Below are 25,674 nucleotides of genomic sequence, written 5' to 3'. Positions count from 1 at the left end.
AGGTTCCTCAAGGTGTGGGTCGACGGCGGCTACTGCCAGCACCTAGTCGAGCATGCCGCCACCCTCGGCATCGACATGGAGATCACCGCCCGCAAGCCCGGGAGCAGAGGCTTCACCCCGATCCCGAAGCGGTGGGCGGTCGAGCGAACCTAACCCCTGTGCGCGCCCTGGACGAGCGCTGCACTGCCGCGAAAAACCCGTGGCGCAGGCCTACGAGAACAGCCCCGACCAGGGCCTCCTCGTAGACGGGCTGACCACATAGGAGCCCGGCGACAAGACCACAGGAATCGGGCCGACGCCCTAAGCGGCCTCGTAGTGGTGCGCCCGGCCGCCTCGCCACTCCACCCATCCCGGGTCATCCAGTAGTCGCTCAGCGTCAGGGAGCCCTGCCCGCCGGATGAATTCCTCCACGTCACGGTCGTCGCGGGCGAGCCCGGCGATCTGGTCACGGATGGTGACCCGTCGGCCGCCGCTGGGTGAGGGGCGATGGATGACTATCGGCGCGCTCATACCCCCAGCCTGCGGCGCCGTGCTGCTCACAGCACGCCGAGCGAGGTGTCCCGACGGCAGTGCACGCATGCCCGTATCCCCCTCACTCAGCGCGGCCAGCGCCTGCTCACGGCTGATCGGCCGCTGCTCCTGGCTGTCGCCGCTCCGCGGCCTGTCTCTCGACGTCGGCGATCTCGGCGGCTTCCCGGCAGTCACCGGCCTGCCGGACGGTCCGCCCCTGGTGCAGCAGGCCCATGAGCTGTTCCAGTTGCTCGCGCCGCTCCTGAAGATCCTGATCCTCGTCCGGGACCCGCGCCCCGGGGCAGCCGCCCGCTTGCGGCGCCTTCCCAGCTGCGCATGAGGCAGTAGCGCGTGCAGTAGGCCCCGAGTCGATGGGTATCGGCGGTGACCAATCCCAGGAGGTACCAGCCGGGCAGGCAGACTCCTCGTGGAGTTCACCGAGGTCGAGCACATCGAATTCGACCTGTAGGTCCACACGTCGGCGATCACCCTCGCCACCTGTGACTGAGCGTTTCGGTTGGCCCCTGAGCGTTGCGCTCGGCCTGGCTAGGCGTGATGGTCGGCCGGGCCGTTTCCTCGCCACTCCACAGCGGGCCGATGAGTTTGTTGCTCCCGGTCGGTCCGAACTTGTGACACCCCAGGAAAGGACACCGCCATGTCGGAGCTTCTCGTCGACTTCATCACTTCCCTTGACGGCCATGCATCGGGAGAGGGATGGCCGGGGTTCTGGGGCCTCGAGGGCCCGGAGTACCTCGCATGGCTCGGTGAGCAGCCAGAGTCCACCTACCTGATGGGAGCGAACACCTACCGACTGATGTCGGGCTTCGCCGACGGCGAGGTGCCGAATGGCCACGACGAGTTCAGGCCCGAAGAAGAGGCGTCCGTCAACGAGCTCACGCAAGCGCCCAAGGTGGTGTTCTCCTCCTCACTCAAGGAGCCACTGGCGTGGGGCAACTCCACGCTCGTCCGCGACGACGCTGTCGAGGCGGTCCGCGCCATGAAGTCGAGTGGCACAGGGCTCCTCAGCACGATCGGCAGCCTCAGCCTGTGCCGTTCCCTACTACGCGCCGGACTCGTCGACCGCTTCCGGGTCGTGATGTTCCCGGTGATCACCGGGGCCACGGGCAAAGAACGCATCTACGACGGCTATCCGGACGTTGCTCTCGAGATGATCGAGCATCGCACCTTCGACGGCCGCATCCAGCTGGTCGAGTACAAGCCCCGCGTGCTCGATCACCCGCTGCCGAAGGGCGCCAACGCCAGTGTTCGCATGTCCGGGTAGCGGATGCCCAGGATCCGTTGTGTTTCGTGTCAACAACGCCGGGGAGCACCTATCGGCTGGTCCTGTACGCAGGGTCCAGGTGCACGAGACGGGTCTGGCCGACGGCTGGTGGTTGATGCCGCTGAGCCAATGCACGCTCACGCTGCGCACGGTCCGCGGCGGCGACGACTGCGACCCAGTCGGGGCCGAGACAGGCGACCAGCCGGGTGCGGAGCACCGTTCGTTCGCGACCGGTGGTGCCCCCCCAGATACCCGTTGTGGTCTCTTCCGGGTGTGCGAGTGCCCCACTTGAGGCATTGAGGTGCGATTGGGCAGACTACGCAACGGGCTCGGGCCTCCTCGATACGCTGGCTGACTGCGCTGCCCCGTTCGTCGTACTCGTGAGCAAAAAGGCTCGGTATTTCCCGGCAGTTGGTGCGCTTGTGGAAGCGGGGTAAGGCTATGTCGGCGGCGGGCTTGTCGGTGTAACTCATGGTTCTACCTCTCATCGAAGGTGCGGGAGCTTGAGGAGGATCCGCTCGGGCAGGTCGGGAAGGGACGCCACAGCCCGAGACCCGTGGATCCGGTCGATGGCCACAGGTGTGCTTCAGCGGGCGCCTGATGGCTGCGGCACGTACCTGCGCGAAGGGTCGGACCTCGGGCGGTACTGCTGATCACGGACGTAGGGCGGGCAAGGCGCTGGTAGTTTCCGTTCGTCAGGGGGTCTTCATACGCGTCACGGTGGACACGCTCAGAGATGCCGCCAGGGCTTCGTGCGGGATTCAGGGCCAGCCATACATCGTGGAGCGCGTCGGCAAGGTGGCCAGGCTCTACACGCCTGTCGGCACGGAATCCCCGCAACCCACGGCCCGACGGGCCGTCGAAGCGGGCCAGGTTGAGGTCAGCCAGATTTGGCGGAGTCGAGATGACGGGTGTCACCGAGGCTGACGATTTGGCGGTTGTGGAAGACGTCGTCTTCGCGCAGTGTGGTGATGCTGCCGGAGGGAGCCCGGAAACTGGCATAGCCGGCTGACTCGATCGGCATCTTGATCCAGGACGCCACGACGCACGTCAGGGAGCCACCGTGCGTCACGATGATCTGGTGTTCGCAAGGGTCCCGAAGGATCTCGTCCATGGCCGTGTAGATGCGCTGTGCCCACACCGCCTTGGTCTCTGAACCCTGCAGGCCCTCGTCGTGGTTCATTCGCTCCCCGACAGCCGGCGGTGGGATGAAGCGCCGGTCGAGCCACTCCTGCGGCCTTCCTTCTGCCTCGCCGTAGGACTTCTCCCGCAGCCTGCGATCCAGGACCGTCTTCACGCCGAACAGCTCGGCCACCTCATCGGCCGTCCGCAGGGTGCGCTGCAGATCCGAGGAGAACAGCTCCACCTCGGTGCCGTCCGGGATCTGGGCCCGTAGCGCTTTGGGCGATGGAGACCGCCGCACGGACGCCGGCGGGCGTCAGCTGCGAGTCATGCCACCCGCCGACGACTCCCTCGACGTGGTGCGTCGCCTCCGGATGGGTGACGACGTAAAGAGTGCGCATGAGTGCGTGCCTTCCGGTAGGTAGCGTCCTGCCTGGTTGCGGGCCGCAACTATGGAAGGGACCGTTCAGAACCATCAAGCGGCGAAGCCCTTGCACGCGCGGACGGCTCGGCTCTCCCGTACGCGGCAGCCGCGTCACCGCAGAGGCTGGTCGACCAAGCGCTCGAAGGCCCGGGCCGCCGCACTGGGGGTGCGGTTGCCGGGCGTGGCCAGGGATATCGGCCAGTTGAGGTCCGCTCCGGTGATGGGCAGCGAGACGAGGTCGGCGCCGGGCTCGGTACTGCCCCGGGGCAGCAGAGCGACGCCCAGGCCGTGGCGGACGAAGTCGGCGCCGGCCCCGATCGCGGTGATCTCGATGGCGACATGGCGTTGAAGTCCGGCCGCGGCGAACGCGCGATCCGTTACGGCGCGGTTGCCATAACCGGAGGGAAAGTCGATGAACGCCTCACCTGCCAGATCCCCGAGCGCCACCCGGCTCTGGAGGGCAAGCCGGTGCCCCGCAGGAACGACGAGGTCCAACGGCGTGGTGGTGAGGTCTCTCCACTGCGCGCCGGGCGGCGGCGAGCCAGGGATCGAGACGAATGCGAGGTCGAGCCTGCCCTCGGTGAGCGCATCGAGGAGCCCGGGTGAGCCGCCGCCTGACGCTGCGGTGGCCAGGCGCACGGAGACAGCGGGGTGCTCACGGTGGAAGCGGCCCAGCAGCGCCGGCAGGTCGATCATCCCGAGAGAACTCAGCGTCCCGACGCGCAGGGTGCCGCGGACGCCACCGTTGACGTCGTCGACGGCGTCACGCGCGTCCCGGACGGCGTCGAGGGCAGCCCGGGCCTTCGGCAGCAACGCGCGTCCCGCGTCCGAGAGGCTGACCCGCCTGGACGTGCGCTCCAGCAGTCTGGTGTGCAGCTCCCCTTCCAGGGCTGCGATCGTCGCCGACACAGCCGACTGCACGACGTGCAGCCGGGCGGCGGCGCGCGTGAAGCTCGACTCCTCAGCTACCGCGACAAAGCACTCCAACTGGCGCAGTTCCATTCCTCATCATCTCTCAAGGTGATGGCTGCGAGCAAAATCATTCGTTGGACGTGATCCACCGGCGGACGGAGTGTGGAAGGCGTACGAGCCCACTTCTCCAGGAGCCGACCGCCATGACCACCGCACCGTCCGACCGCCGCCACGCCCCTCGCACCCGCCACGACCTCGGCACCCACCGCGAGATCCGGCTGACGGCCCGCCCCGCGCCGGGGGCGCCGCTCACGGACGAACTCTTCGAGATCGTCGAGGTCCCGACCCCCTCCCCCGAGCCCGGCCAACTCCTCGTACGCACCAGGGTGATGAGCGTGGCCGCCGTGATGCGGACGCTCATGGACGAGACGACCGACGTGCCGATGCACCCCTTCACGCTCGGTGAGCCGCTGTACGGCCCCGCGATCGGCGAGGTCGTGTCCGCCCCCGGCACCCGTTTCTCCCCCGGCGACCTCGTACAGCACGATCTGGGCTGGCGCGAGTTCGCCCTTCAGGACGCCTCCGCCGCGAAGCGCGTCGACCCCGGCCTGCTGCCCGACCCGGCCGCCTACCTGTCCCAGGGCCCCACCGCCTGGATGGGCGTCACCCGCGGAGCCGAGGTACGCCCGGGGGACACGGTCTTCGTCAGCGGCGCCGCGGGCGGTGTGGGGTCCCTCGCCGGGCAGGCCGCCCGGCTCCGCGGGGCCCGGTGGGTCGTCGGCAGCGCCGGCTCGCAGCGCAAGGCGGACATCCTGCGCGAGGAACTCGGTTACGACGCCGCGATCCTCCGCGGCGAAGGATCAATCGAGGAGCAACTCCGCGCCGTGGCTCCGGAGGGCATCGACGCGGTGATCGACAACGTCGGCGGCGAGCAGCTACAGGCGTCCATCGCCGTCGCCAACCGAGGCGCCCGCATCGCCATCGTCGGGGCGCTGGGCACCCAGCTCGCGGCCTCCGGCTCCCCGACGACGGCCATCGACACCTTCTCTCTGCTGACCCGGGGCATCACCTTGCGCGGTACCGTCCTGCATGCGGACCACCTCGACCTGATCCCCGAGTGGTACCACCAGTTCGGCGCCGGGCTGCGCGACGGCACGCTGACCTTCCCGCACTCCAGGCTGCACGGCCTCGACAACGCCCCCAGGGCCCTGCGCGAACTGGTCGAAGGCCGCCACGTGGGCGCGGTCCTGGTGGAGCTGTGAGAGCTCGGCCCCTTGACAGGGGCACACCTTCACGACTTCACCCAAACGAGCGGTGGCCGCGACCTGCGGGTCTCAGCAGGGTGTCGTATCCGACGCTGATCCGACATCAGCCCTGAGAAGCCAACACGGAATTTGAGAACCTACACATGGCCGGGGCTGGCTGCGCTGCGAGACGACCGCAATCCTCGGCACCTGGCAGCCCGCCTACGCGATGCTCACCCATGCCGCCGCCAACTGCCCTTCCCCGACGACACCGTCCGCGGTCTGGCCGAGGACGGCTGGTTGGACGTCACCCCGGAGAACCTGCCCTCACGGCTCGGCGGATCTCCGGACGAGACATCCTTCGGACCCATCGCCATCCAGGTGAGAAGGGCAGCGGAGGTCCTCGGATACGACTCCGTAAACCTCACAGACGGCCAACGGGACACCATCGAAGCCTCACTCCAGGACCCCGGCCAGAACATCTTCATAGCCTCCGAATACCTGGCCATGCTCAAGGAAGAGAGCGGCTTCGCCGACGTACCGGCGGACGAGATGACACGAGAACAGCGCCAGGAACTCGCCGCCCGCCACAACGGCGGCCCCTACTGGCAGGATGAAAGCGCCCAGGCATACGGCCGGGGCTTCGACATGAATCTGGACGACGCGAGGAGCGCCCTGAAGTGACCGGCCTGCTGCGAGGGCCGTGGGGTGTGCTCCTCATCCTCGCCAACCTGCTCAGTGCCTACGTCGCCTACGGCGCACTCGTGACCCAGCCACAAGGCGCCTAGGACGAAAGCACCCTGACAGGAATCGAGTTCGCCTCAGCCCTGCTGATCACACTCGGCGTCATCACCTTTCTGCTTGCTCTGGTCCCCGTGCGGCGGCAGACCCTCAGCCGCTGGTGGCTGGCACCGTCACTGATCTTCCTGGCGGTCGGCGTAGCACGCTGGGCGTACATCGTTCACACCTATCCGCAGAGTCCCGGAAGCTGAACGTTGCAGCAGCCCCAAGCCCCGGAGCGCACTGATCACGCCCCCCACCGCCGATAGAGCTCAGGCGCTGGCCGTCAAGCACTGAGTCGACGCGGTCGGCGGACCTTGCCTGACCGCGGACAGGCTTCTTCTTGGAGATTTCATGGACAGCAGGTTGGCCAGAGACGAGATGGCCACGAGCCAGGCGCAGCGCGCACGAGAGCGGTACTCGGTCCTCGCCGCCCTTCAGCTCGGCCTGCTGGCCGCGGGCGAACCGCGACTCTTCGAGGGGGAGCTGCGCGAGTACGCGAGGCCGGTAGGGAACTGCGGGCAGATGCGCGACGACTACCTGGACCTGTTCGGTGACGCGGACACCATGGGTAAGCAGACCGGCACCGACTTGCGCGACGGCAAGCACAGCTACACCGTCCGTGCCCTCCTCGCGGCCGTCGACGACGCCGAGCGGCGCGTGGTGGAAGGCGCGCTCGGTGATGCGTCCTGCACGCCGGGGACGATCGCTGCCGTCCGTGAGATCGGCGAACACCGCGGCGTGGCAGACCACATGCGGGCGGACATGCGCCGCTGTGCGCAGCAGGCGTCTGCGGTGGCCGTCGGCTGGCGGCCGCAGTGGCGGGACGAGGCGGTCAGCTTCTTCGAGCAGTTGCCGCTGTGGAGCGTTGAGCGGGCAGGCCTACGCGAGCGGACTGCGCCGCCGCCGGCCCCGGCCCGGGGACAAACGGCACGTGGACGAGGTCTTCGTCAAGATCAACGGTGAGCTGGAGTACCTGTGGCGGGCCGTCGACCAGGACGACACCGTGCTCGACATCCTCCTGCACAACCGCCGGGACAAGGCCGCCGCCAGACACTTCCTCCGCCACCTGATGCAGAAGACCTGGGCGGCGCCGCGGGTGGTGGTCACCGACAAGCTCCGCTCCTACGGCGCGGCCCACCGCGAGGTCGTGCCCTCGGTCGAGCACCGTTCCCACAAGGGCCTGTACAACCGGGCGGAGAACAGCCACCAGCCCCCGGCAACGCGAGCGCGTCACGAAAGACTTCCGCAGCGTCGGCGGAGCCCAGCGGTTCCTGTCCGCCTTCAGCAGCATCTCACCCCACTTCCATCCCCGCCGCCACCTGATGACCACACCCGACCACCGAGCCGAGATGACCGTCCGCTTCGCCATCCGGGACCAGATCACCGGCGCCACCGGCCGGCCTGCCACGGCCTGACCTCAGTGGAGGAGACCGAATCAAGCGCGCAAAGGCTGCCACCTCCAGAGGCATGATGGTGGACGTGACGGCGTACTTCGGATTCATCTGCCTGGGTGGAGCAGATCCTGGATCTCCAGGAGGCCGGTGCGGCAGAGGAGGATCTGCATCCGATCGTCGCGGAGGCCATCACCGAGTCGTATTTCACGGAATGGGGCACACGGGCCGATGGCCTCCGCGCGGATTTCACGTCCGTGTCGTCAATCTCTTTCCGGTTCTGGCCCAGCCGAATTCCGGACCTGCTATAAACCAAATCTGCGGGCCACCGTACTGAGCCGAAGCGCGATAGCTGTCACGTAGGCAGACTTGTTGTCACCGGTAAGGCCGTAGGTGCGCACGGGTGAGACCTTGACAACGACGACTCCGCCGCACTACACGGCATGAACGACCGGCCTGCGGGCCTGAGGTCCGAAGGTACGCGTGAAGTCGCTGGCTCGGCTCGGCTGGAGCTGGTCTCGGGGGTGCATCTGCTGCACCCCGAGGACGCGGTGTTGGAGGCGATGCTGGCGGGATGGGCGCGCCAGCAGATCGGCGGCCGTGGCCTTGCGAAGAAGACGGTCCACGACCGTCGCAAGATCGTTGAGCAGTTCAGGGACTTCACCAACGAGTACCCGTGGAAGTGGACGGCCGCGGACATCGACGAGTGGATGGCCGACCTGGTGATGCGCCACGACCGTGCCAAGACGACGCTCCGCACCTACCAGGGGGCCGTGGGCGTGTTCATGGACTATCTGCTCAACCCGGTCTACGGGTGGGTGGAGGTCTGTCTGGAGCGGTTCGGTACGCACCCGACGCCGATCCTCCACGATGGCAACCGGCGCGAGCACCTTGTGGACTACGAGGGCGAGGAAGACCGCCGGCCGATGACGCGGGAAGAGTGCCAGCTCTTCTTCGACCACATCGACGAGCGGGTCGAGAAGGCCATCAAGCGGGGCCGCAAGGGGGCCTTGACCGCCTACCGGGACTCCACGCTGTTCAAGACGATCTACGGGTGGGGGCTGAGAGCCTCGGAGGCATCCGGCCTGGACGTCGTCGACCTCTACCGCAACGCGAAGGCCCCGCAGTTCGGCCGCTACGGCATGGTGCACGTCCGCAAGGCCAAGGGCACCAAGGGCTCGGGACCCCGGCGGCGGAACGTCGCCAGCATCAAGCCGTGGGCGGTCGAGGCCCTGGAGGACTACGTCGTCAACCTCCGGCCCCGCTATGGCTTCCCCGGCCACCCAGCCCTCTGGCTGACCGAACGCGGCGGCCGGCTGCGGGTCCGCGAGATCGAGGACCGGTTTGCGCTCTACCGCGACGAGCTGGATCTGCCCAAGGAGCTCGTGCCGCACTGCCTGCGGCACTCCTACGTGACGCACAACATCGAGGACGGCGTCGACCCCAGGTTCATCCAGGAACAGGTTGGTCACCTCTACGCGTCCACGACCGCCCTCTACACCGCGGTCAGCGATGACTTCGCGAACACGATGATGCTCAAGGCCATCGACCTGGCCTTCGGCAACGACTCTGGCCTCACGGGCCGGGAACGGAACGGATGACGATGACGGTCAAGCTCGACTACAAGTGGCATCTGCGCGAGGTCATGGCGACCCGGGGCATGTTTTCCACCACCGACCTGCGGCCCCTGCTGGCCGAGCGGGGCATCGACCTGTCGGCCAGCCAGATCTACCGCCTGGTGGTCGAGACGCCGGAAAGGCTCAACCTCAAGGTGCTGATTGCCCTCCTCGACATCCTCGGCTGCTCGATGGACGACCTGATCGAGCCGGTCGCCGCGGGCAGGCCCCGGGCGAACAAGGCCGCGGACGGCACCGAGACCACCGGCGTCGGCGCCTTCCGGCCCAAGCGGGCCCGGATCGTCGGACCCTCGTGACCACCATCCCGAGGGCCGAGACGGACCCCAACGCGGTGATCGTCGACCTCGTCGCCGCGGTCGAGCCCGACCTACCGCCTCAGACGGTCCAGCACGCGATCTCCCAGGCTGTACATGCCAAGCCGCGTGCTGTCCTTTTGGCCCGGACGCTGGAGCGCGATCCGGGGCTGCTGACCTCGGGCCGGGCCGAAGGCCCGGCTTCGGTTGAGCGCTTGATCCGTCTTCTCGTCCAGGCCGGCGCCGTCAACGTCGTCCGGCCGCCCTGCTCGCGCTGCGGCAGGATGGGGCCTCTGACGAACACCAACGGCTCTGGCCTGCGGACCTGTGCCCCATGCGGCGGGAGGCGAGCCGACACGCGATGGGCGTGCGGCGGCTGCGGCAACAGCAAGACCCCGCGGTACGGGCTTGACCGCTCCGGTCGTGAAGTCTGCCGGTCCTGCTATCAGGCCGAGTGCACCGAGGACCCGGCCGCCGACCTCCTGAGCCATCTCAACGGCCTTGCCCTCGGGCTCGGCGAGTCCGTGCTTCAGGAGGTGATCACAGAGGTGACCAAGGGCAGCGCCTCCAGCACCCGGCGCCTTCTCTGGGATGTTCAGAACCAGCCGGGCCTTCTGGCCGGGCAGGCCCACCACCACGGGCCTCGGACTCTGCTTCTGGCCGAGCGACTGCACCAGGCCGGCGCTGACGGTGTCCCGGCGCCGAGGTGCCCGCACTGCGACCGCACCGTCCGGCTCGGCTACTCCATCAAGCGGCTCCGAGTCTGCGGCACCTGCTACAACCGCTCGACCGCCCAGTCCTGCACGCACTGCGGTCGCTTGCGGCCCGTTGCCGGGCGCACATCCGACGGCTCGCCCATCTGCAGCGACTGCCGCGACAAGGACGCCATCTGCCAGGAGGTATGCGTCGGCTGTGGCCGTCATCGGGCCGTTTCGGCCCGCACCGAGAACGGGCCGCTCTGCAAGACATGCCGCAAGCCGCCCACGATGCAGTGCGGCAGCTGCGGCAAGGTCCGTCCCTGCTTCCATGCCGCCGCCGGCACGCCGCGCTGCCGGGCCTGTCTGATCACGCTGGAGCCCTGCACCGACTGCGGGCGCACCTTGCGCGTGGTCGCCCGGACACCTCGGGGGCCGTTCTGCGAGAACTGCTGGGAGGTCGCCCCGGAGGCCCGCAAGCCGTGTCAGCAGTGCGGCACTGTCGAGAAGCTCTTCCACCACGGCCTCTGCCGCCGATGCGCCGGCGAACGCCACCTGCGGAACCTGCTGACCTCACCGGACGGCACCACGCGGCCCGAACTCGACAAGATCGTGGACGCCCTGCTGAACTTCAACTCGCGACGGACACTGCTCTATCTGCGGGAGTCGACGACCGCCACCCGCCTGGTCACCGACCTCGCCTCCGGAACCTGCGAGCTCACCCACGAGGCCTTCGATGCCCGCAGGACAGGGCAGAGGGACATGGCCCTCGACTACTTCCGCGCCGTCCTCGTCTCCGCCGGCATCCTGCCCGTCCGCGACGAATACATGGCCCGGCTGGAGCAGTGGATCGACCGGAAGCTCGACACGATCGACGACACCGAGGACCGCAAACTGATCACCGCCTTCGCTCGCTGGGACCGCATCGCACGCCTGAGGCGACGATCCCGCGGCAAGCCGATATCCGCCCAAGCGGCCGACATCATCCAGACCCAGATCGTCAAGGCCATCGCTTTGCTCGACTGGATCAAGGACCAGGGCGAAACTCTGGCCACCTGCCGGCAAGCACACATCGACCTCTGGCTCACCTCCGAAGACCACCAAGGCCCCTACACCGCCGCACCGTTCGTCACCTGGGCCGTCCGCAGCAAGTTCGCCTCCAACATCAACATCCCCTCCCGCCCCCGGCGCGTCTCCCATCCCCCGCTGGACGCCGACACACGCTGGAGCATTGCCCGTCGGCTCCTCAACGACGACTCGATCGAGACCAAGGACCGCGTCGCCGGGCTGATGGTCCTGCTCTATGGCCAGACCCCCGCCCGAACCTGCCGACTGACCACCGCACATGTCATCCAGGACGACAAGGGCGTCGCCCTTCAACTCCACGAGATCCCGCTGAGGCTGCCGCCGCCCTTGGACACCCTGGTGCTCCGACTCGTCGACATCGCCAATGATCACCAGCACACCGTGACGGCGAACGAGTCCAACACACCCTGGCTCTTCCCGACCCAGCACCCGGGGAAGCACCTGACCAGCGGCCAGCTCCTCGCCCGACTCCGGAAGATCGGGCTTCCCTCCGAGGCCGGTCGCTGCGCGGCCCTGCTCGACATCTGCACCACGATGCCGGCGGGCGTCCTCGAACGGCTCCTCGGTATCAGTCCTGCCGCTGCTGACCGATGGGCATCTGGAGCCGTCAGGACGGCCTACGCAGCCGAGGTGGCCCGCCGATCAGACGCCGGCGAACGTCTGGGAATACTCCTGATGTCCTCAGCTGGTGCTGTCCTCGACGCCTCCTCGCAGGCCCCACTCATCCAAGCCGGAATAGATCAACGCGGTGCGGCCCCGCGGAAAGGAGAGGGCCTCGGCCTCACCTGAATAGACCGCCACGAGCGAGTCGGCTCCTCGCCACCAGGTGTCGGCCAGTCCCATCACTTCGCGCACCGGCTCGAACCCGTCCAGCACGATGCCATCGACATCGTCGCCGGTGACCTTGATGATCTGCGTTGCCCACGTGGACGCGTGGTGGGTCAGCGCGAGCGACTCCACCCAGCCCTCGACGGTGGCATGGAGAGGCACCCACTGCCCTGAGCGAATGCCGAACTCGCCAGACGGCCCGATCCAGAACCCGTATGGGACCGCGCTCCTCTGCACCCCAGCCTCGAACCACCAACCTTCAGATTCAGAGCCTTCAGGGCAGTCTGCTTCGAGGTACCTCGGGCCGCCGTCGTACCGCGATGCGGGTGGTAGGACCAGACCGCCCCATCGCTCCTCATAAGCCGCCATCCGGTCGATGACCGCCGCCGGGATATCTCGCTCAAGCCACCACTGTCTGTGGTCCTCGACGTGCCTGACGTCGACTTTGACTCCGTGCACTGAGACGAACGATCGAGCTCGTTGAGTCAGGCCGTCGGGCACATCGTTGAAGAGGTTGAGATTCACCAGAAGGACGCTACCGAGTAGCCCCGGGGCCGCAGGCTCCGGCCCCCTGCGCCTCCTGCGGCACCGTGTCCCTGCCGAGCTGGAGGCATGGGCCTCGTTGCTCTATTCCGCACGCTCGAATATCGGAACCTACCGACAGTGCCGGCCCTGTGGAACCGGGCGCTCGGGGCCGCACGTCCCCCCGTACATGCTGATCATCCTGGGGATACTCTTCGCCGTCGCGCCCGCCGTCGTCTGGATGATGATCGCCCGCACCCGCCCTGTCGGCTTCGCGATCGGCGGCACGCTGCTCGCCGGAGCCGGTCTGCTGATCAGTGTCCAGCAGGGCTGGATCGAGGCCCCAGGGCCCGACGCCCATCTCGTGTTCACAGCCCTGGCCTCTCTGCTCATCGCCTGCGGTGCGGGATTGGAAGGACGGCACGAGAACTCCCCTCCCCCGGAATGGATTCCCCGCCGCAACGGAGCGATCGGCTTCCTGGGGATGCAGTTCGCCCTCACCCTCGTGGCCGGGCTCCTGTATGCCCTGATGATCGGCGAAGGATCGGACGCCCCGCCGCCCAAGGCCCTCCCCTCATTGCCGCCAGGCCTCAGCATGGTTGACGAAGGCACCAGCTGCGGTTCCGGCGGCTGCTGGCGCGCCGCGACGGTCACCAGCGGGGGCGGCCTGTCCCGCCCGGAGATCATCCGCGAACTGGGCCTCCAGCAGGAGAGCTGCCGTTCCAGCGGCTGGCTGCTCGACTGGCGTGACGTGTGCGTCGGAGCCAGGGACAATGGCGAGAACGTCACCATCTACGCGGGCTGGGGATACTGAGCTTGGCGTTTAACATCGCAGGTCACTCGGCCTGCTGATCTGTGGTTCTTCCCAGGACAGCGGAGACGGCCGTTCTTCACGCTTCGAGTTGTCGAGTCAGGAAGTGCGAGAGAACGGCCGCTGCCCATGAGTGTCCCTGGTGAGATGTCCGCAGGCGAGGTGTTGGGCGTACTGTCCCGCTTTCGGGTCGAGTTCTACGATTCCCTCTACGCCCGCCCGGACACGCTCTTCGAGCTCACCGACGCGATCTTGTGCACCGACGGTCCGGTCCGCTCCCTGGTCGAGCTGTCACTGGCCGCCGAGTACCGGCGTGGCCACGGCGCCCTGTACGCAGCCCTGGACCGGGACCGGGGCTGGGCCGAGCTGGCACGGCTGCGTCGCACGCTGATCGGCCTGCCGGTGCCCAGGGCGGCCGGCGGGCGGATCGTGCTGGCCGTGGATGTGTCCAACTGGCTCCGCCCCGACGCTTCCACCAGCGACGAGAGGTTGTTCTGCCACGTCTATGGACGCGGTGACCGCAAGACCGACCAGTTCATCCCCGGCTGGCAGTACTCTTTCGTCGCCGCCCTGGAGACGGGCCGCACCTCCTGGTGTGCTCTGCTGGACGCCGTGCGTCTGGGCCCCGCGGACGACGCCACGCTCGTCACCGCCGCCCAGTTCCGCGAGGTGGTGGGCAGGCTGATCACCGCCGGGCACTGGAAACCGGGCGATCCGAAGATCCTGATCGTGATGGACTCCGGCTACGACGTCGCCTACCTTTCCCACGCCCTGGCCGGCCTTCCCCTCGACCTGGTCGGGCGCCTGCGCTCGGACCGGGTCATGCTCCGCGACCCCGGCCCCGCCCGGCCGGGAGCGAAGGGCGGGCGGCCACGCCGGCACGGCGGCGTCCTCGCCTTCGCCCGGCCCGACATCTGGCACGAGCCCGACGTCACCACCGCCACCGACACCACCCGCTACGGCAAGGCCGCCACAAAAGTTGGGACTGGATGCACCCCCGGCTCACCCACCGTGGCCCCTGGCTGGAAACACGCGAAGGAAGAACTCCCCGTGCTCCACGGCATGTTGGTGCGGCTGGAAGTCGAGCGACTGCCGGGCGACCGCGACCCGAAACCGGTCTGGCTGTGGAGCTCGGCGGCCAACGCGACACCGGCGGACGTGGACCGCTGGTGGCAGTGTTTCCTGCGCCGCTTCGACCTGGAACACACCTTCCGCCTGATGAAGCAGACCCTCGGCTGGCCCGCCCCGAAGATCCGCCGCGCGGCCACCGCCGACCTGTGGACCTGGCTCATCATCGCCGCCCACACCCAGCTCCGCCTCGCCAGGCTCCTCACCGAGGACCTGAAACGCCCCTGGGAACGACGAACCGAGCCCCGTCGGCTCACCCCCGCCCGCGTCCGGCGGGGGTTTCGCAACATCCGGGCGACCGCAGCCAATCCGGCGGCCGCACCGAAACCGTCCCGGCCAGGACCGGGAGGGCCTCCCGGCTCGAAGAACAAGCACCCAGCCACCCGTCACGGCGTCGGCAAGACAGTCAAACGCGCCGAATCGATCAAAGAGCACCGGGCCGCCGCAGGTTAAACGCCAAGCTCAGAAGCAGTCGTTCAACTGGTAGGGGGCGTGGGCGGTGTGCCGACCATGGCCTTCTCGTACCAAGCCCAGAAGTCGATCAGGCTGCCATGGTCTGCTTCTAGTTGAGGCACGATTTTCGAGTCGTGGCCTGGCAAGAACTTTCCGCGGGCGGGGACTCCCCCGCACCGGCAGCCGCAGGGGCGGCTCTCGTTCATCGTCATGGTCGGCATCCTCCCGCGCGACCGGCCGATCCCGCCACTGGCCGTCACGGGCCGTCACGGGCTGGGCGTCACGGGCTGGCGCCGACAATCCCCATCCTCTTTGTTCGGATTGCAGTCCAGTCCAACTTCGACGGCAACCGGTCCAGGTTCGCTGTCACAGGTCAGCGGCGCCCGCCGGGTGATCACGGCTCGGTAACGGTGTCCGGGCGGATGTCACACCGTTGGATTTCGCCACACCTCCAGCAACTGACGGGGGATTTCCATCCGGGCCCCCGCGCCACCTGCGTGAGGAGCCTCGCCACGACGTACACCAACAGCGCGCCCGGCAGCTCGATCCGGAGCCGCGCCCGACCTGGACAAGGGGTGCTGAGCGCCCTGTGGGCGGCCCGGAATCCAGTGCCGCCTCCAATGCCGCGAACGATTCCAACGTCGTGCCCATCACCGCAGCTCAGCCCGCCCGTAAGGGGGCCTACCGGCAGGCTGACACCTCTCTAAACTCACCTGAGACACCGGCGAAGGGGAAGAGGTCTACTCCCACAGCCGGGAAGGTGAGGGCTGATGCCTTGAGGTTGCTGGGGTGTGTGCGGATAGCGACGGTTCGGCAGATGGCTGAGGTGATCACGAAGGAGGAGTCGGACGGCCGGTCGTACGTGCGCAGGGCGATGGTGAAACTGGAGGAGCTCGGACTGGCGGAGACGAACGGCAAGGACGGCAAGCACCAGATCTGGAACCTGACGGTGACGGGGCAGAAGGCTCTTGCCGATGGCAATGAGCTGCCGCTGCGTCCGAAGGCCGGCACCGGAGCGAAGGCCGTCCGAGCCGGGCTCGGCCCGCACGGTCTCGCGGTGACGGACATGATCCTCGCCTGCGCCGACACGGTCCTGTCCGGCGACCGCGAGTGCCTGACCGACTGGCAGGTGGAGGTGAACCACGCCATCAAGCAGACCGGGCCTCAGCTTCAACACCGACGCCGTCCTCGCCGTGCCGACCGAGACCAGCGAGGTGCGCCTCTTCGAGCTCGACAACGGCACCATGTCCCAGGCCCGCCTCGCCATGGAAGTCTGGGACTACGAGCGCTACGCCGGGCACCGCGTCTGGGAGGGCGTCCGCGGCACGATCGGTAGGACGTACCCGTTCTGGCAGCGCCACCGTTACACCCGCTCCGAGAGCTTCCCGCTGCTGTATGCCGTCCTGGCGGGGAAGGAGGAGCACCTGCTCGACAACCGCCGCCAGGCGCTCGCCGCCGACGTGAAGGGCATCGCCGTCGCGGTGTGGGTGAACACCCTGCCCCGGCTGAAGCGCGGCGAGCCCTGGTACGAGATCGGCGTCGACGACCCGGACCGGCGCCACCGGCGCTACCCCGAGCCCGTCGGCCGCTGACACCGCGCACGACGCCGGACACGTCCCCGTTGCGGAGGGGCTGTCCGGCGTTCCGCCTGGTGGGCGGAACGGGTACCGAAGTCCCCGTGTCACGGCGCGGGACAAACGGGCCACGCGGCGGCCACAACCCAGGGGAGGCCGTACACAGGCCGTATGAGACGCAGCCGAGAAGAAGCCATCACCCCCGATCGGCCGGGTGATCTGTGGCACGCCCTGGCCCAGCTTCAGCACACTCATCCTGACCCGGTGGGCCGCGTCGGGCCGCTCGCCCGTCCGACCGGACTGCTGTCCTTCACCGCGGCCGCCGACACCATCCTCGCGGCCCGGGTGCAGCTGACCGGCGCGGAGACGATGCACCAAGTGAACGAGACGCTCCGCTCGATGACCGGCAACCTCCCCCACGCCCACTTCACCGGCCCCGGCGTCGCCCTGGAGCTCACGCTCTGCAGACGGCAGGAGCTCCCGATCCACGCGGCACACACCACCGGCCTCACCCGGCTATTCCAGGACGCCGCCAACACCGTCAGTGCCCGCAACATTCGCGAGGGCGGCGGGTGCTTCCACTGCGACGCGACCGGGCTTGCCCACCCACTGCGCGGCGCGATGTGCACCGCTCCGGGCAGGTGTGGAGCGAGCAAGCACTACGCGTCCTCGCCGACACCAGCGAGGCGCTGGTGACCGCCTGCGCGCCCAGCGCTCAGGCGCTGTGGCCGGCCCTGTACGCCAGGGCCCGCGCCGACGGCGACCGGTCGGTGCGCACGGAGGCGTTCGACGCGATGACGACGGGGGAGTGGGAGCTGGCGCCCGGGGTGTGGCAGGAGACGGAGCCGCTGCTGTGGAAGCCGCCGGGTGCGTGGTTCAGCATCAACGCCTTCTTCACCGCGGGCGGGCTGAGGAACTGGTACGTCAACTTCGAGCACCCCACCTGCCGCACCCGGGCCGGGTGCGACACCTTCGACCTGACCGTCGACCTCGTCATCGACCCCGACCTCAGCACGTGTATGTGGAAGGACGAAGACGAGTACGCCCACGTCCGGCGCGCCTGACAACGACCCGCGAAGCCGTCAGCGGCTCAGGACTCGACGAACTTGTCCGCCAGGCCCCGTTCCAGGTAGTCGTCCGGCAGGTCCCGGACGACCAGTTCGGCTTCGGTGCGTTCGGTGTGCAGCCGCCAGTAGGCGTCGGCCATCGCCTGAGGCTGGGAATCGTGGCCGCCCTGGCCGATGAACGCGGCGATCGCCACGTGCGCGGCGTAGACGCCCGTACCGGAAAGTGCCGCATGCAGGTTAAGGATCCAGTTGCGCATCCCACCGGTGGCGATCTGGACGTTCGCCACGTGCGGGGCGATCACCGGGCCCGACCCCGCGCCACTGCTGACCAGAACCGTCCCCCTGCCGCGCTCCAGCATGCCGGGCAGGACGTGCTGCACCGCCGCGACACCGCCGAGCAGGTAGAGATCCAGCTGGGCCAGAACCGAGTCGACGGTGACCTTCGTGGCCTCGACGAGCGGCGCGCGGCGCAGGTCAGCCGGGGAGGGCGCGGGCGAGTACTCGAGTACGTCGATCGGCCCCAGCCGCTCCTCGGCGGCGGTCAGCGCCGCGTGCAGAGCGGGACGATCGGTGACGTCGGCGGGGAACACCCCGACCCGGACGCCCGTGTCGGACAGATCGTCGGCCACCGCCCGGAGCGTCGTACGGTTGCGGGCGATCAACGCCACATCGAACCCCTCGGCGGCGAACCGCCGACCGATCGCACGCCCCAACTGCGGACCTGCGCCGACGATCGCAATCATGCTCAATTCGCCACCCCATCACCCTTGTTCCGACATTCTGATGCACGCCTAAACAATAGTAGGAAGGGCGTGGTCACGGCGGCTGTGAGTGGGTGGTGGGTGGGCGTCAGTGGGCTCGGCGTTTTGCTGTCCTGGTAGTGGGTGCAGGCGGGGTTGTGTTTGCTGTTACGGGGTGACCGAGTGGCCGTTGCCCGTGCCAGACTTGCTTGTCGTGGCCCAGTGCGACAGCACGGTGACGACGGCGGTCAACATGTCGCCCGAGGCCTGGCCAAGCTGTCGCCTGCGTCTACAAGATCGGCCGAAAACGGTTGTCCCGGTCAAGGCGCGACAGTCTCCCCAGCGCCGTGCCCTCGTCACCGCCTGTGACTCGCGGGAATGCGGCTGCTGAGTTCCATGACGACCGGGGCAAGGCCGGTCGCTACATCTGCGGGGCTCGATTCATATCCACGGCCGGTCCAGCTCGCCCATGGCCGTCGCAGATGCCGCAGATAGAGGCGGCTGCCTTGAGCCGGCGTCGCATGCGCAGCACCCATCCCGCAGCCCGTCGTGGAGCTGAGCGCAGGGCGCGGCCTTCATCGGACATCCGCAACACCGACTGGACAGCTCACAGCCGATGTTCTCGCTGAGACAGCTGGACAAAGGGAGCAATGCTCAAGACCTGTGGATCGGACTCGGGAGGCGTGCCTCGCGGAACGCGGAGGGCGTACCTTCCCGAGTGATCGACTTCTGGTCATCGAGTAGGCCCGCGTTGCAGCGCGGGTCGGGAAGGCACGCCCGTGCTGAGCGAGTCAACGAGGACGGCACCATCCAGAGCGGCTCCCTGATGGACGACATCGTCCGTGAGGGCGCCCGTCGGATGCTTGCCGCGGCCCTGGAAGCCGAAGCCAGCCAGTACATAGCCGAGTTGGCGGGCGTGCTAGACGAGGCCGGCCGCCGTCTGGTGGTCCGTAACGGCCACCACCTTGAGCGGACGGTGACCACCACCGTCGGAGATCGGGCTTGCCCTGCCGACTTCATACCATGCGTTCCTGGAAGCCGCAGGCGGGGAAAGCCTCGAGTGCTCAGTTCACATTGAATCGCCCCGGGATGCCGATCATGGCTGCTCCCCGTAAATGCCCCGACGAACTACGCGAGCGCGTGAGGCGTCTGGCGGTTGAGGCCCGTGAGGACCCGGTCGGCCGAGTCGGCGCGATCAAGCGCGTCGCCGACCAGCTCGACGTGCACCCTGAGGCCCTGCGGGGATGGGTCAAGCGGGCCGAGACCGACGAAGGCATCGTGCCGGGACCACCAGCGCCGAGGCCGCCCGGATCGCGGAGCTGGAACGTGAGGTGAAGGAACTGCGGCGGGCGAACGCGATCCTGAAGTCCGCCTCGGCTTTCTTCGCCGCGGAGCTGGACCGTCCACTGCGATGAAGGTCGCCTACATCGACGATATAAGACAACTGTTCGGCGTCCAGCCGATCTGCGACGTCCTCGCCGAGACGGACGCGCCGATCGCGCCGAGCACCTACTACGCCTACCACACCCGCGCACCGTCGGCCCGCAGCGGGCGCGAGGAGGAACTCACCGACGAGATACGCCGCATCCACGCCGCCAACTACGCCGTCTACGGAGCCCGCAAAGTCCACGCCTGCCCTGGTGCGCGACGGCTTCACGGTGGCCCGACGCACGGTCGAACGCCTCATGCGCCAGGCCGGATTACGCGGGGTGGTCCGGGGCAAGAGCCCGCGCACCACCCGCCCCGCCCCGAGACCGACCGGCCCGCCGACCTGGTTGAGCGGCAGTTCACCGCCACCGCCCCCAACCAGCTTTGGGTCGCGGACATCACTTACACCCGCCCCGCCCCCTGGTCCGAGGAACGCCCCATGGACTGCATCACCCCGGACGCCCGTCTGAACCGTGGACCCTCGCCTAAAACAATCCGCACCTGAACCCGGAGGACATTAGAACGGTCCTTCCTTCCTGCCCATGTCTAGCACCCAGTAGTGGGCCCATGGGCCACCTTCCGCATATCCAAAGCCAGCCTCACGAATGTCGTCTGATGCATACCAGTCATCGTACAGGATGTTGTTTCGATGGCCCCATTTCGACGGCGCATCATGTTGCATCCAGAAGCGAACTACTTCCTCTGCGTCGTCGTATTCATAGGCTACGTTTTCCGACCGCCAGGCGTGGTACCCCGCCTCCCACATCGGCTGTCCGACTTCCCAGACCAGTGTCCCGTCAGGACCACGATGCATGTTTAGATCAGTATTCGCCCAGTCCTTGTCCTGGCCTGTCAAGAATATGCTGTGGGCGCTCGCTGTATGGGTCAACCTCGCTGAAAGCTGGAAGTCTGGGACCCCGGGCGGCATGATCGGGAAAGTGGGCGGCCAGGTTGAGGGCTCGGGCTGCGCGGGTTCGGAGTAATCGATGGGCGGGTAGTTCTCCGGATGTGTACGGGCGTCTGTGACGAAGTGACGTAGATCTCTTTGCTGAGTAGACCAGCTGAGAATGAGGTCGTCAGGCCGAGGGCGGATATCCGGGTGGTGGGGTGTCATCGTGATTCCTCTTTTCGGTTGGCGCACAAGAGAGCCCGAATTTGCGGCTCGCGCCGAGCGCCCTGGGCGCGACCTATCGGGGCCGCCGGTACGTCGTACGCAACCTTTTAGTTGAGGATCGCAGGAATGCAGTTACGCCTCCCCCTTCCAGGACAACACCACCCCAGCAGCGTCGCAAATCTTGCAAGAAGCGGCTTCGGAGAACGACGTCCGCACTCTCACCTCTGCCCACAGCCACGACGTCCTGTGGGTGTTCGACGCAGACGGGCCGATCAGCTCGACCCCGCTGACGGCCTGGAGCTCGAAGACCTCCTGATCGGCTACACGGTCCGTCTGCGGCCCGCGAGCGATACCAGCGACTTCCACAGCATGCGCGCCCGGCAAGGGGAACAGCCGCCCGTCTGGCAAGTTGTCTGGCCCGACAAGTGGGGTCGTTTCCCCGGACGACGACGAGCCACACCAGCCCCTCATGTGACGCCGGCAATGTCAGACCTCGGCGCTAAGGGCTTGCGGGGAATCAAGGTGTTGCTTCCCGTCCTGAAGCTCGTTGGTGTGGTATGCGCATATCTGGCGGGGTCCGTGGTCAACTCGCTGTGAAGTTGGCGGTGTTGCTTCCTCATTCGGACGAGCGGCAGCGACGGCTGTTGATGGCTGCGGAGGCCCGGGTGCTGGGACACGGCGGTGTCCGGGCCGTCGCCCAGGCCGCTGCGGTCAGCGAGACGACGGTCCGCATGGGCGTATTCGAACTCGAAGCAGGTGAGGAGCCTCTGGGGCGGGTGCGGCGTCCGGGCGGAGGCCGCAAACGCGTCACGGAGCTGAATCCGGGGTTTCGGCCGGTACTGTTGGCGCTGGTCGCGCCGGATGTGCGGGGCGACCCGATGTCGCCGCTGCGGTGGACGGTGAAGTCCACCCGCACGCTTGCGCGGGAGCTGAACGGGTCCGGGCACCGCGTCAGCGCCGACACCGTGGCCGACCTGCTGCGGGAGGAAGGCTTCAGCCCGCAGGCCAACGCCAAGACGATCGAGGGCAGCCAGCACCCGGACCGCGATGCCCAGTTCCGCTATCTCAACGAGCAAGCCCGCCAGCACTGGGACACCGGCCAGCCGGTGATCAGCGTGGACACCAAGAAGAAGGAACTGGTCGGCGAGTTCAAGAACAACGGCTGGCAGTGGCGGCCGACCGGTCAGCCGGTGCCGGTCAGCGTGCATGACTTCGCCGACCCGCAGCTGGGCAAGGCCGTCCTTTATGGCATCTACGACGTCGCGGCAAATACCGGCTGGGTCAACGTCGGCACCGATCACGACACCGCCGCGTTCGCGGCCGAGTCGATCCGCCGCTGGTGGCACGGCCAGGGCCAAGCCGCCTACCCGCAGGCGGCACAACTGCTGATCACCGCCGACGCAGGCGGCTCCAACGGCTACCGCACCCGGGCCTGGAAACTCGAACTGGCCCGGTTTGCCTCCGAAACGGGACTGACGATCACCGTGTGTCATCTGCCGCCCGGCACATCGAAGTGGAACAAGATCGAGCACCGGCTGTTCTCGCACGTCACCATGAACTGGCGCGGCCGCCCGCTGACCAGCCACGAAGTCATCGTCCAGTCCATTGCCGCGACCACCACCCGCACCGGGCTGAGCGTGAGTACCGCACTCGACACCAACACATATCCCACCGGAGTCCGTATCGCTGACGCCGAGATGGCCGCTCTGCCGCTGACCCGGCACGCATTCCATGGCGAATGGAACTATGCCCTGCACCCGCAGCCCTGCCCCGCAGTCCCGGCGCCCCGGGCTCCACAGGAGCCGGCCCCGCGGTGGGACCATGCCCTGCTGTCCGATCCCGCACTGACCGGCATGTCCCGACAACAACTGGACGCCCTCACACGGACTTTGACCCCCCACGGCGATACTCAGCGTGGTCGTCCACCCCGGCTTGCCTTCCCCGAGCAGGTCCTGGCCACCGTGCTCCATCTGCAGGTCGCCCTTGCCGCCGGAACCTCTCGCCGTACTGTTCGGCAGCAGCCGGACCGCGATGCACCGCACACTTCTGAAGAACAGGAAACTGCTCGAAGCGCACGGCATCGTCATCCCGCCCACGACGACGCCACCAGCCGTCCTTGCGGCCCTCCAGGCCCGGGTCCTCGCCCAAACCGGCGGGCCCCACAACGAGATCAAGACGACGTGTTAATGATCTGCAAGCCCTTAACGAGCTTGTGCACGGTTAGCGGTGGGACGTCGAAGGGCCGGTGGGGCCTCGGTGCTCACGTTTGCCAAGCCAGGATCAGGTCTGCGGTCTGCTGCTGGGACAGCAGGCCCGGTGACGGCTTGGACGGTGTCGCTCATGTGCTCGCGGCGGCCGAGGTGACGGGCCAATGCCCGCCAGTGGCGATTCGACCTTGATGTAGCCCTCCGCGTCCAGTTCGAGCTGACCGGTGAAGAGTTCGGTGCGGGGGTCGTGGCCGATGGCGATGAACATCCCCATCACGTCGAGCTCGCGGGTGGTGCCGGTACGGACGTCGCGCAGGACAACGCCGGAGACCATGCCGCCGGTCTCCTTGATCTCGGCGATCTCGCTGTCGAAGGCGAAGGCGAAGGCGATCTTGTCGTCGGAGAAGGGCCCGGTCCTGCATGACATTGGAGGCGCGCAAGACGGAGCGGCGGTGGACGACGCTGACGGAGCGGGCGGAGCGGGTGAGGAAGGTGGCTTCCTCCATAGCGGCGTCGCCGCCGCCGACCACGACGGTGTCCCGGCCGCGGAAGAACCCGTCAAGATGGCGCACCAGGACACTCCTCGGCCGGAGAGCTCGTCTCCTCGTGCAGCCCGATTCGGTAGCGGAGCCGGTAGCGATGATCACGGCTCGCGCGCGGTGGACCGTACCATCGGAGTCGGACCGTAAATCCGTCCGGCGGTGCAGCTTCGACGGCGCCGAACAGCCCACGTCTCCGAGGGGCTCAGGACTGACCGGCACAGGGGCATACCGATCCGTCATACGTGAGGTGGGCTTCGCCGGGCAGAGTTCGTGAGCCGTTCGGCGAGAGCCTCGACGAGGCCGCGGAGCTCATCTGGACGTTCGATGACGAAGGGCCGGTCCAGCGAGGCGAGTACAGCAGGCAGCCAGTCGAGCCGGTCCACACGCAGCTCGACGCGTGACCAGCGCTCGGTCTCCGGATCTGCGCTGCTCGGGGACGGCAGTTCCTCCACGATCGCAACGCTGGCGGGAAGGCGGGTGTGGATCTGCTCGGCCGTCCCCTGGACCCACAGGGTCACCTCATGCCGGTACGGAGCCGTGGCGAGCCCTGTCAGAACGCGCTTCGCCGGGTCGAGTCCGGCGGGTGGTTCGAACGAGCCGGGCAAGGGCCTCACACCGGTGATGCGATCCAGCCGGAACGTCCGGTCCTCGCCCGTCGTGAGATCCGCAGCCGTTACGTACCACCTGCCCGAGTGGGCGACGACCCCGTGCGGGTGCAGTGTGCGTTCGCTGCGCCGGCCGTCGGTGGCGGTGTACCCGATCCAGATCGGCCGGTGATGGTTCACCGCGTCGGCGATCGAGAGCAGGACCATGGATTCCGGGGCGATTGCCTCGCCGGGCGGAGCCGTGAAGGCAAGGGACCCGAGCACGGCGTCGAGTCTGAGGCTCAGCCGCTCGGGCAGCACTCGCCGGATCTTGGCCGCCGCCGTCTCACTCGCCGTGCCCGTGGCAGTCGTGAAGCCCGCTCGCCGACCCGCGACCAGACCGAGCAGCACGGCGAGCGCTTCGTCGTCGCTCAGCATGAGCGGAGGCATGCGGTAACCAGGGGCGAGCCGGTAGCCGCCGTAACGGCCGCGTACCGACTCGACGGGCACGTCGAGGTCGACGAGGTGTCCGACATAGCGACGTACGGTGCGTTCGTCGACGTCGAGCCGATCGGCGAGTTCGGTCACGGTCCGGATGCCCCCCGACTGCAGGAGTTCCAGCAGGGCGAGCACGCGAGCAATGGGGCGAGGCATGCCCAGAAGTCTCCCGCACATACCGGGCGGATTCCGCCCGGTATCCGTCGTAGCGTGCGATCAGAAACGCCGACCGACCAGGGAGAAACCCATGGACTTTGTCTCTATCCGCATCATCACGGGCGACCTCGCCCGCCTCGTCGACTTCTACGAGCGCGCCACCGGAGTACCTGCCAACTGGTCCAACGAGCACTTTGCTGAGCTCAGAACCACTTCCGCCACCCTCGCGATCGGCAGCACCCGCACTGTCCCGCTGTTCGCGCCTGGCTCCGCCCGCCCGGCCGACAACCACAGCATCATCCTCGAATTCCTTGTCGACGACGTGGACAGCGTGCACAAGAACCTGACCGGCTTCGTGGAGGACTTCGTCAACGAACCCACCACCATGCCCTGGGGCAACCGCGCGCTCTTGTTCCGCGACCCTGACGGCAACCTCGTCAACTTCTTCACCCCCATCACGCCGGCCGCCATCGAAAAGTTCGCTCGCTGAGGACGACACGGCTGCCCGACAGGCATACGGCTTCGCCTCCGGTCCAATGTCGACAAACGGGTCTATCAGGATTCAGGTGTGGTTCGTCTTTTTGGCCTACGGGTTTCTGGTTGGGCTGTGCGGCCTACACTCGTCCGGCGGTAAGGCGGCCGT

Annotated in this window: 26 protein-coding genes, 5 pseudogenes and 1 other annotated feature; of the genes and pseudogenes, 22 read left to right on the top strand and 9 right to left on the bottom strand. The window is 67.8% G+C overall.

All coding sequences use genetic code 11. The annotated features are described in order from the left end of the window. Window positions 1–9: 9 nt before the first annotated feature. Window positions 10–150 (top strand): annotated as a pseudogene (locus ACFYQ5_RS27970) (IS5/IS1182 family transposase); the annotation flags it as partial. Window positions 151–300: 150 nt separating this feature from the next. Here ACFYQ5_RS27970 and ACFYQ5_RS27965 read toward each other — a convergent pair. Beyond that, window positions 301–510, bottom strand: coding sequence for a hypothetical protein (locus ACFYQ5_RS27965; RefSeq protein WP_389201510.1), 210 nt, complete (start codon window positions 508–510; stop codon window positions 301–303). 67 nt (window positions 511–577) lie between these two features. On the opposite strand from ACFYQ5_RS27965, the gene ACFYQ5_RS27960 reads away from it, so the two are divergent. Together ACFYQ5_RS27960 and ACFYQ5_RS27955 are read left to right on the top strand one after the other, a co-directional pair. After that, window positions 578–850, top strand: coding sequence for a hypothetical protein (locus ACFYQ5_RS27960; RefSeq protein ID WP_389201508.1), 273 nt, complete (start codon window positions 578–580; stop codon window positions 848–850). Between the two features lie 315 nt (window positions 851–1,165). Beyond that, the gene (locus ACFYQ5_RS27955; RefSeq protein ID WP_389201507.1) at window positions 1,166–1,792 is read left to right on the top strand and encodes a dihydrofolate reductase family protein; all 627 of its coding nucleotides are present in this window, start codon (window positions 1,166–1,168) and stop codon (window positions 1,790–1,792) included. A gap of 137 nt (window positions 1,793–1,929) precedes the next feature. On the opposite strand, the gene ACFYQ5_RS27950 is transcribed toward ACFYQ5_RS27955, so the two are convergent. The 3 genes from ACFYQ5_RS27950 to ACFYQ5_RS27940 form a co-directional block, all read right to left on the bottom strand. Then, window positions 1,930–2,265, bottom strand: coding sequence for a WhiB family transcriptional regulator (locus ACFYQ5_RS27950; RefSeq protein ID WP_389201506.1), 336 nt, complete (start codon window positions 2,263–2,265; stop codon window positions 1,930–1,932). A 407-nt stretch (window positions 2,266–2,672) separates the two neighbouring features. Then, window positions 2,673–3,158 (bottom strand): histidine phosphatase family protein, encoded by a 486-nt coding sequence (locus tag ACFYQ5_RS27945; protein ID WP_389201504.1) that lies wholly within the window; start codon window positions 3,156–3,158, stop codon window positions 2,673–2,675. 291 nt (window positions 3,159–3,449) lie between these two features. After that, a complete protein-coding gene (locus ACFYQ5_RS27940; RefSeq protein ID WP_389201502.1) occupies window positions 3,450–4,340 on the bottom strand; it encodes a LysR family transcriptional regulator in 891 nt (296 codons plus the stop codon). Between the two features lie 113 nt (window positions 4,341–4,453). Here ACFYQ5_RS27940 and ACFYQ5_RS27935 point away from each other — a divergent pair, with 113 nt between their 5' ends. The 8 genes and pseudogenes from ACFYQ5_RS27935 to ACFYQ5_RS27900 all read left to right on the top strand — a co-directional run bounded on the left by ACFYQ5_RS27935 (window position 4,454) and on the right by ACFYQ5_RS27900 (window position 12,168). Next, entirely contained in the window at window positions 4,454–5,512 is a 1,059-nt protein-coding gene (locus ACFYQ5_RS27935) for a zinc-binding dehydrogenase (RefSeq protein WP_389201501.1), read from the top strand. A 282-nt stretch (window positions 5,513–5,794) separates the two neighbouring features. Continuing rightward, window positions 5,795–6,178, top strand: a complete 384-nt coding sequence (locus ACFYQ5_RS27930; protein ID WP_389201498.1) for a hypothetical protein — start codon at window positions 5,795–5,797, stop codon at window positions 6,176–6,178. Window positions 6,179–6,628: 450 nt separating this feature from the next. Further along, complete coding sequence (locus ACFYQ5_RS27925) at window positions 6,629–7,240, top strand: polyprenyl synthetase family protein (RefSeq protein ID WP_389201497.1); 612 nt, start codon at window positions 6,629–6,631, stop codon at window positions 7,238–7,240. Then, window positions 7,149–7,692 (top strand): annotated as a pseudogene (locus ACFYQ5_RS27920) (IS6 family transposase); the annotation flags it as partial. The gene ACFYQ5_RS27925 and the pseudogene ACFYQ5_RS27920, both read left to right, overlap by 92 nt. Before the next feature lie 95 nt (window positions 7,693–7,787). After that, window positions 7,788–7,979: a hypothetical protein gene (locus ACFYQ5_RS27915; RefSeq protein WP_389201495.1), complete on the top strand. Its 192-nt coding sequence runs from the start codon at window positions 7,788–7,790 to the stop codon at window positions 7,977–7,979. Between the two features lie 132 nt (window positions 7,980–8,111). Beyond that, complete coding sequence (locus ACFYQ5_RS27910; protein ID WP_389201493.1) at window positions 8,112–9,269, top strand: tyrosine-type recombinase/integrase; 1,158 nt, start codon at window positions 8,112–8,114, stop codon at window positions 9,267–9,269. A 2-nt stretch (window positions 9,270–9,271) separates the two neighbouring features. Continuing rightward, window positions 9,272–9,601, top strand: coding sequence for a helix-turn-helix domain-containing protein (locus ACFYQ5_RS27905; protein WP_389201669.1), 330 nt, complete (start codon window positions 9,272–9,274; stop codon window positions 9,599–9,601). Then, window positions 9,598–12,168, top strand: a complete 2,571-nt coding sequence (locus ACFYQ5_RS27900; protein WP_389201492.1) for a hypothetical protein — start codon at window positions 9,598–9,600, stop codon at window positions 12,166–12,168. The genes ACFYQ5_RS27905 and ACFYQ5_RS27900 overlap by 4 nt, the downstream gene beginning before the upstream one ends. Here the strand turns inward: ACFYQ5_RS27900 and ACFYQ5_RS27895 are convergent. Further along, entirely contained in the window at window positions 12,061–12,732 is a 672-nt protein-coding gene (locus ACFYQ5_RS27895; protein WP_389201490.1) for a hypothetical protein, read from the bottom strand. The genes ACFYQ5_RS27900 and ACFYQ5_RS27895 overlap by 108 nt on opposite strands. A gap of 187 nt (window positions 12,733–12,919) precedes the next feature. On the opposite strand from ACFYQ5_RS27895, the gene ACFYQ5_RS27890 reads away from it, so the two are divergent. The 6 genes and pseudogenes from ACFYQ5_RS27890 to ACFYQ5_RS27865 all read left to right on the top strand — a co-directional run bounded on the left by ACFYQ5_RS27890 (window position 12,920) and on the right by ACFYQ5_RS27865 (window position 17,759). After that, window positions 12,920–13,543 (top strand): hypothetical protein, encoded by a 624-nt coding sequence (locus ACFYQ5_RS27890; RefSeq protein ID WP_389201489.1) that lies wholly within the window; start codon window positions 12,920–12,922, stop codon window positions 13,541–13,543. 144 nt (window positions 13,544–13,687) lie between these two features. Continuing rightward, complete coding sequence (locus tag ACFYQ5_RS27885; protein ID WP_389201488.1) at window positions 13,688–15,121, top strand: NF041680 family putative transposase; 1,434 nt, start codon at window positions 13,688–13,690, stop codon at window positions 15,119–15,121. Window positions 15,122–15,938: 817 nt separating this feature from the next. Further along, window positions 15,939–16,223 (top strand): annotated as a pseudogene (locus ACFYQ5_RS27880) (replication-relaxation family protein); the annotation flags it as partial. Window positions 16,224–16,314: 91 nt separating this feature from the next. Further along, window positions 16,315–16,713 (top strand): replication-relaxation family protein, encoded by a 399-nt coding sequence (locus ACFYQ5_RS27875; protein WP_389201486.1) that lies wholly within the window; start codon window positions 16,315–16,317, stop codon window positions 16,711–16,713. 153 nt (window positions 16,714–16,866) lie between these two features. Beyond that, window positions 16,867–17,391: a hypothetical protein gene (locus ACFYQ5_RS27870; protein WP_389201485.1), complete on the top strand. Its 525-nt coding sequence runs from the start codon at window positions 16,867–16,869 to the stop codon at window positions 17,389–17,391. Beyond that, window positions 17,388–17,759: a DUF402 domain-containing protein gene (locus tag ACFYQ5_RS27865; protein WP_389201483.1), complete on the top strand. Its 372-nt coding sequence runs from the start codon at window positions 17,388–17,390 to the stop codon at window positions 17,757–17,759. Before ACFYQ5_RS27870 ends, ACFYQ5_RS27865 begins: the two co-directional genes overlap by 4 nt. A gap of 26 nt (window positions 17,760–17,785) precedes the next feature. On the opposite strand, the gene ACFYQ5_RS27860 is transcribed toward ACFYQ5_RS27865, so the two are convergent. Next, window positions 17,786–18,511, bottom strand: a complete 726-nt coding sequence (locus ACFYQ5_RS27860) for an SDR family NAD(P)-dependent oxidoreductase (RefSeq protein WP_389201481.1) — start codon at window positions 18,509–18,511, stop codon at window positions 17,786–17,788. A gap of 817 nt (window positions 18,512–19,328) precedes the next feature. Between ACFYQ5_RS27860 and ACFYQ5_RS27855 the strand changes: the two are divergent. From ACFYQ5_RS27855 to ACFYQ5_RS27845, 3 genes and pseudogenes are all read left to right on the top strand, one after another. Further along, a pseudogene (locus tag ACFYQ5_RS27855) lies at window positions 19,329–19,496 on the top strand (IS256 family transposase); the annotation flags it as partial. A 104-nt stretch (window positions 19,497–19,600) separates the two neighbouring features. Then, window positions 19,601–19,837 carry a transposase gene (locus ACFYQ5_RS27850; RefSeq protein WP_389201480.1) on the top strand — a complete coding sequence of 79 codons (237 nt, stop codon included), beginning with the start codon at window positions 19,601–19,603 and terminating at the stop codon, window positions 19,835–19,837. Window positions 19,838–19,877: 40 nt separating this feature from the next. Next, window positions 19,878–20,006 (top strand) — a sequence feature (AL1L pseudoknot). Between the two features lie 136 nt (window positions 20,007–20,142). Continuing rightward, entirely contained in the window at window positions 20,143–20,400 is a 258-nt protein-coding gene (locus ACFYQ5_RS27845) for a transposase (RefSeq protein WP_389201478.1), read from the top strand. 47 nt (window positions 20,401–20,447) lie between these two features. On the opposite strand, the gene ACFYQ5_RS27840 is transcribed toward ACFYQ5_RS27845, so the two are convergent. Beyond that, window positions 20,448–20,858 carry a CAP domain-containing protein gene (locus ACFYQ5_RS27840; RefSeq protein ID WP_389201668.1) on the bottom strand — a complete coding sequence of 137 codons (411 nt, stop codon included), beginning with the start codon at window positions 20,856–20,858 and terminating at the stop codon, window positions 20,448–20,450. 743 nt (window positions 20,859–21,601) lie between these two features. On the opposite strand from ACFYQ5_RS27840, the pseudogene ACFYQ5_RS27835 reads away from it, so the two are divergent. Beyond that, a pseudogene (locus ACFYQ5_RS27835) lies at window positions 21,602–23,231 on the top strand (ISAzo13 family transposase). 151 nt (window positions 23,232–23,382) lie between these two features. Here the strand turns inward: ACFYQ5_RS27835 and ACFYQ5_RS27830 are convergent. Further along, the gene (locus ACFYQ5_RS27830) at window positions 23,383–24,033 is read right to left on the bottom strand and encodes an NAD(P)/FAD-dependent oxidoreductase (RefSeq protein WP_389201476.1); all 651 of its coding nucleotides are present in this window, start codon (window positions 24,031–24,033) and stop codon (window positions 23,383–23,385) included. After that, window positions 24,030–25,031 carry a helix-turn-helix transcriptional regulator gene (locus ACFYQ5_RS27825; protein ID WP_389201475.1) on the bottom strand — a complete coding sequence of 334 codons (1,002 nt, stop codon included), beginning with the start codon at window positions 25,029–25,031 and terminating at the stop codon, window positions 24,030–24,032. The genes ACFYQ5_RS27830 and ACFYQ5_RS27825 overlap by 4 nt, the downstream gene beginning before the upstream one ends. Before the next feature lie 91 nt (window positions 25,032–25,122). On the opposite strand from ACFYQ5_RS27825, the gene ACFYQ5_RS27820 reads away from it, so the two are divergent. Then, window positions 25,123–25,521 carry a VOC family protein gene (locus tag ACFYQ5_RS27820; protein WP_389201473.1) on the top strand — a complete coding sequence of 133 codons (399 nt, stop codon included), beginning with the start codon at window positions 25,123–25,125 and terminating at the stop codon, window positions 25,519–25,521. Window positions 25,522–25,674 lie beyond the last annotated feature (153 nt).

Source organism: Streptomyces sp. NPDC005794, from assembly GCF_042871445.1.
In the GTDB taxonomy this organism is placed as follows: domain Bacteria; phylum Actinomycetota; class Actinomycetes; order Streptomycetales; family Streptomycetaceae; genus Streptomyces.
The sequence above is the reverse complement of the archived record's forward strand: the minus strand, read 5'-3'. Positions and strand labels throughout refer to the sequence as shown.

Excerpts from the sequence above, each read along its gene's own strand:
- ACFYQ5_RS27965 (WP_389201510.1), bottom strand. The coding sequence starts at position 510 with ATGAGCGCGCCGATAGTCATCCATCGCCCCTCACCCAGCGGCGGCCGA.
- ACFYQ5_RS27820 (WP_389201473.1), top strand. The coding sequence starts at position 25,123 with ATGGACTTTGTCTCTATCCGCATCATCACGGGCGACCTCGCCCGCCTC.
- ACFYQ5_RS27850 (WP_389201480.1), top strand. The coding sequence starts at position 19,601 with ATGGCTGCTCCCCGTAAATGCCCCGACGAACTACGCGAGCGCGTGAGG.
- ACFYQ5_RS27955 (WP_389201507.1), top strand. The coding sequence starts at position 1,166 with ATGTCGGAGCTTCTCGTCGACTTCATCACTTCCCTTGACGGCCATGCA.
- ACFYQ5_RS27925 (WP_389201497.1), top strand. The coding sequence starts at position 6,629 with ATGGACAGCAGGTTGGCCAGAGACGAGATGGCCACGAGCCAGGCGCAG.
- ACFYQ5_RS27910 (WP_389201493.1), top strand. The coding sequence starts at position 8,112 with ATGAACGACCGGCCTGCGGGCCTGAGGTCCGAAGGTACGCGTGAAGTC.
- ACFYQ5_RS27935 (WP_389201501.1), top strand. The coding sequence starts at position 4,454 with ATGACCACCGCACCGTCCGACCGCCGCCACGCCCCTCGCACCCGCCAC.
- ACFYQ5_RS27885 (WP_389201488.1), top strand. The coding sequence starts at position 13,688 with ATGTCCGCAGGCGAGGTGTTGGGCGTACTGTCCCGCTTTCGGGTCGAG.
- ACFYQ5_RS27870 (WP_389201485.1), top strand. The coding sequence starts at position 16,867 with ATGAGACGCAGCCGAGAAGAAGCCATCACCCCCGATCGGCCGGGTGAT.
- ACFYQ5_RS27825 (WP_389201475.1), bottom strand. The coding sequence starts at position 25,031 with ATGCCTCGCCCCATTGCTCGCGTGCTCGCCCTGCTGGAACTCCTGCAG.
- ACFYQ5_RS27960 (WP_389201508.1), top strand. The coding sequence starts at position 578 with ATGCCCGTATCCCCCTCACTCAGCGCGGCCAGCGCCTGCTCACGGCTG.
- ACFYQ5_RS27950 (WP_389201506.1), bottom strand. The coding sequence starts at position 2,265 with ATGAGTTACACCGACAAGCCCGCCGCCGACATAGCCTTACCCCGCTTC.
- ACFYQ5_RS27890 (WP_389201489.1), top strand. The coding sequence starts at position 12,920 with ATGCTGATCATCCTGGGGATACTCTTCGCCGTCGCGCCCGCCGTCGTC.
- ACFYQ5_RS27840 (WP_389201668.1), bottom strand. The coding sequence starts at position 20,858 with ATGCCGCCCGGGGTCCCAGACTTCCAGCTTTCAGCGAGGTTGACCCAT.
- ACFYQ5_RS27940 (WP_389201502.1), bottom strand. The coding sequence starts at position 4,340 with ATGGAACTGCGCCAGTTGGAGTGCTTTGTCGCGGTAGCTGAGGAGTCG.
- ACFYQ5_RS27905 (WP_389201669.1), top strand. The coding sequence starts at position 9,272 with ATGACGGTCAAGCTCGACTACAAGTGGCATCTGCGCGAGGTCATGGCG.
- ACFYQ5_RS27830 (WP_389201476.1), bottom strand. The coding sequence starts at position 24,033 with ATGACGGATCGGTATGCCCCTGTGCCGGTCAGTCCTGAGCCCCTCGGA.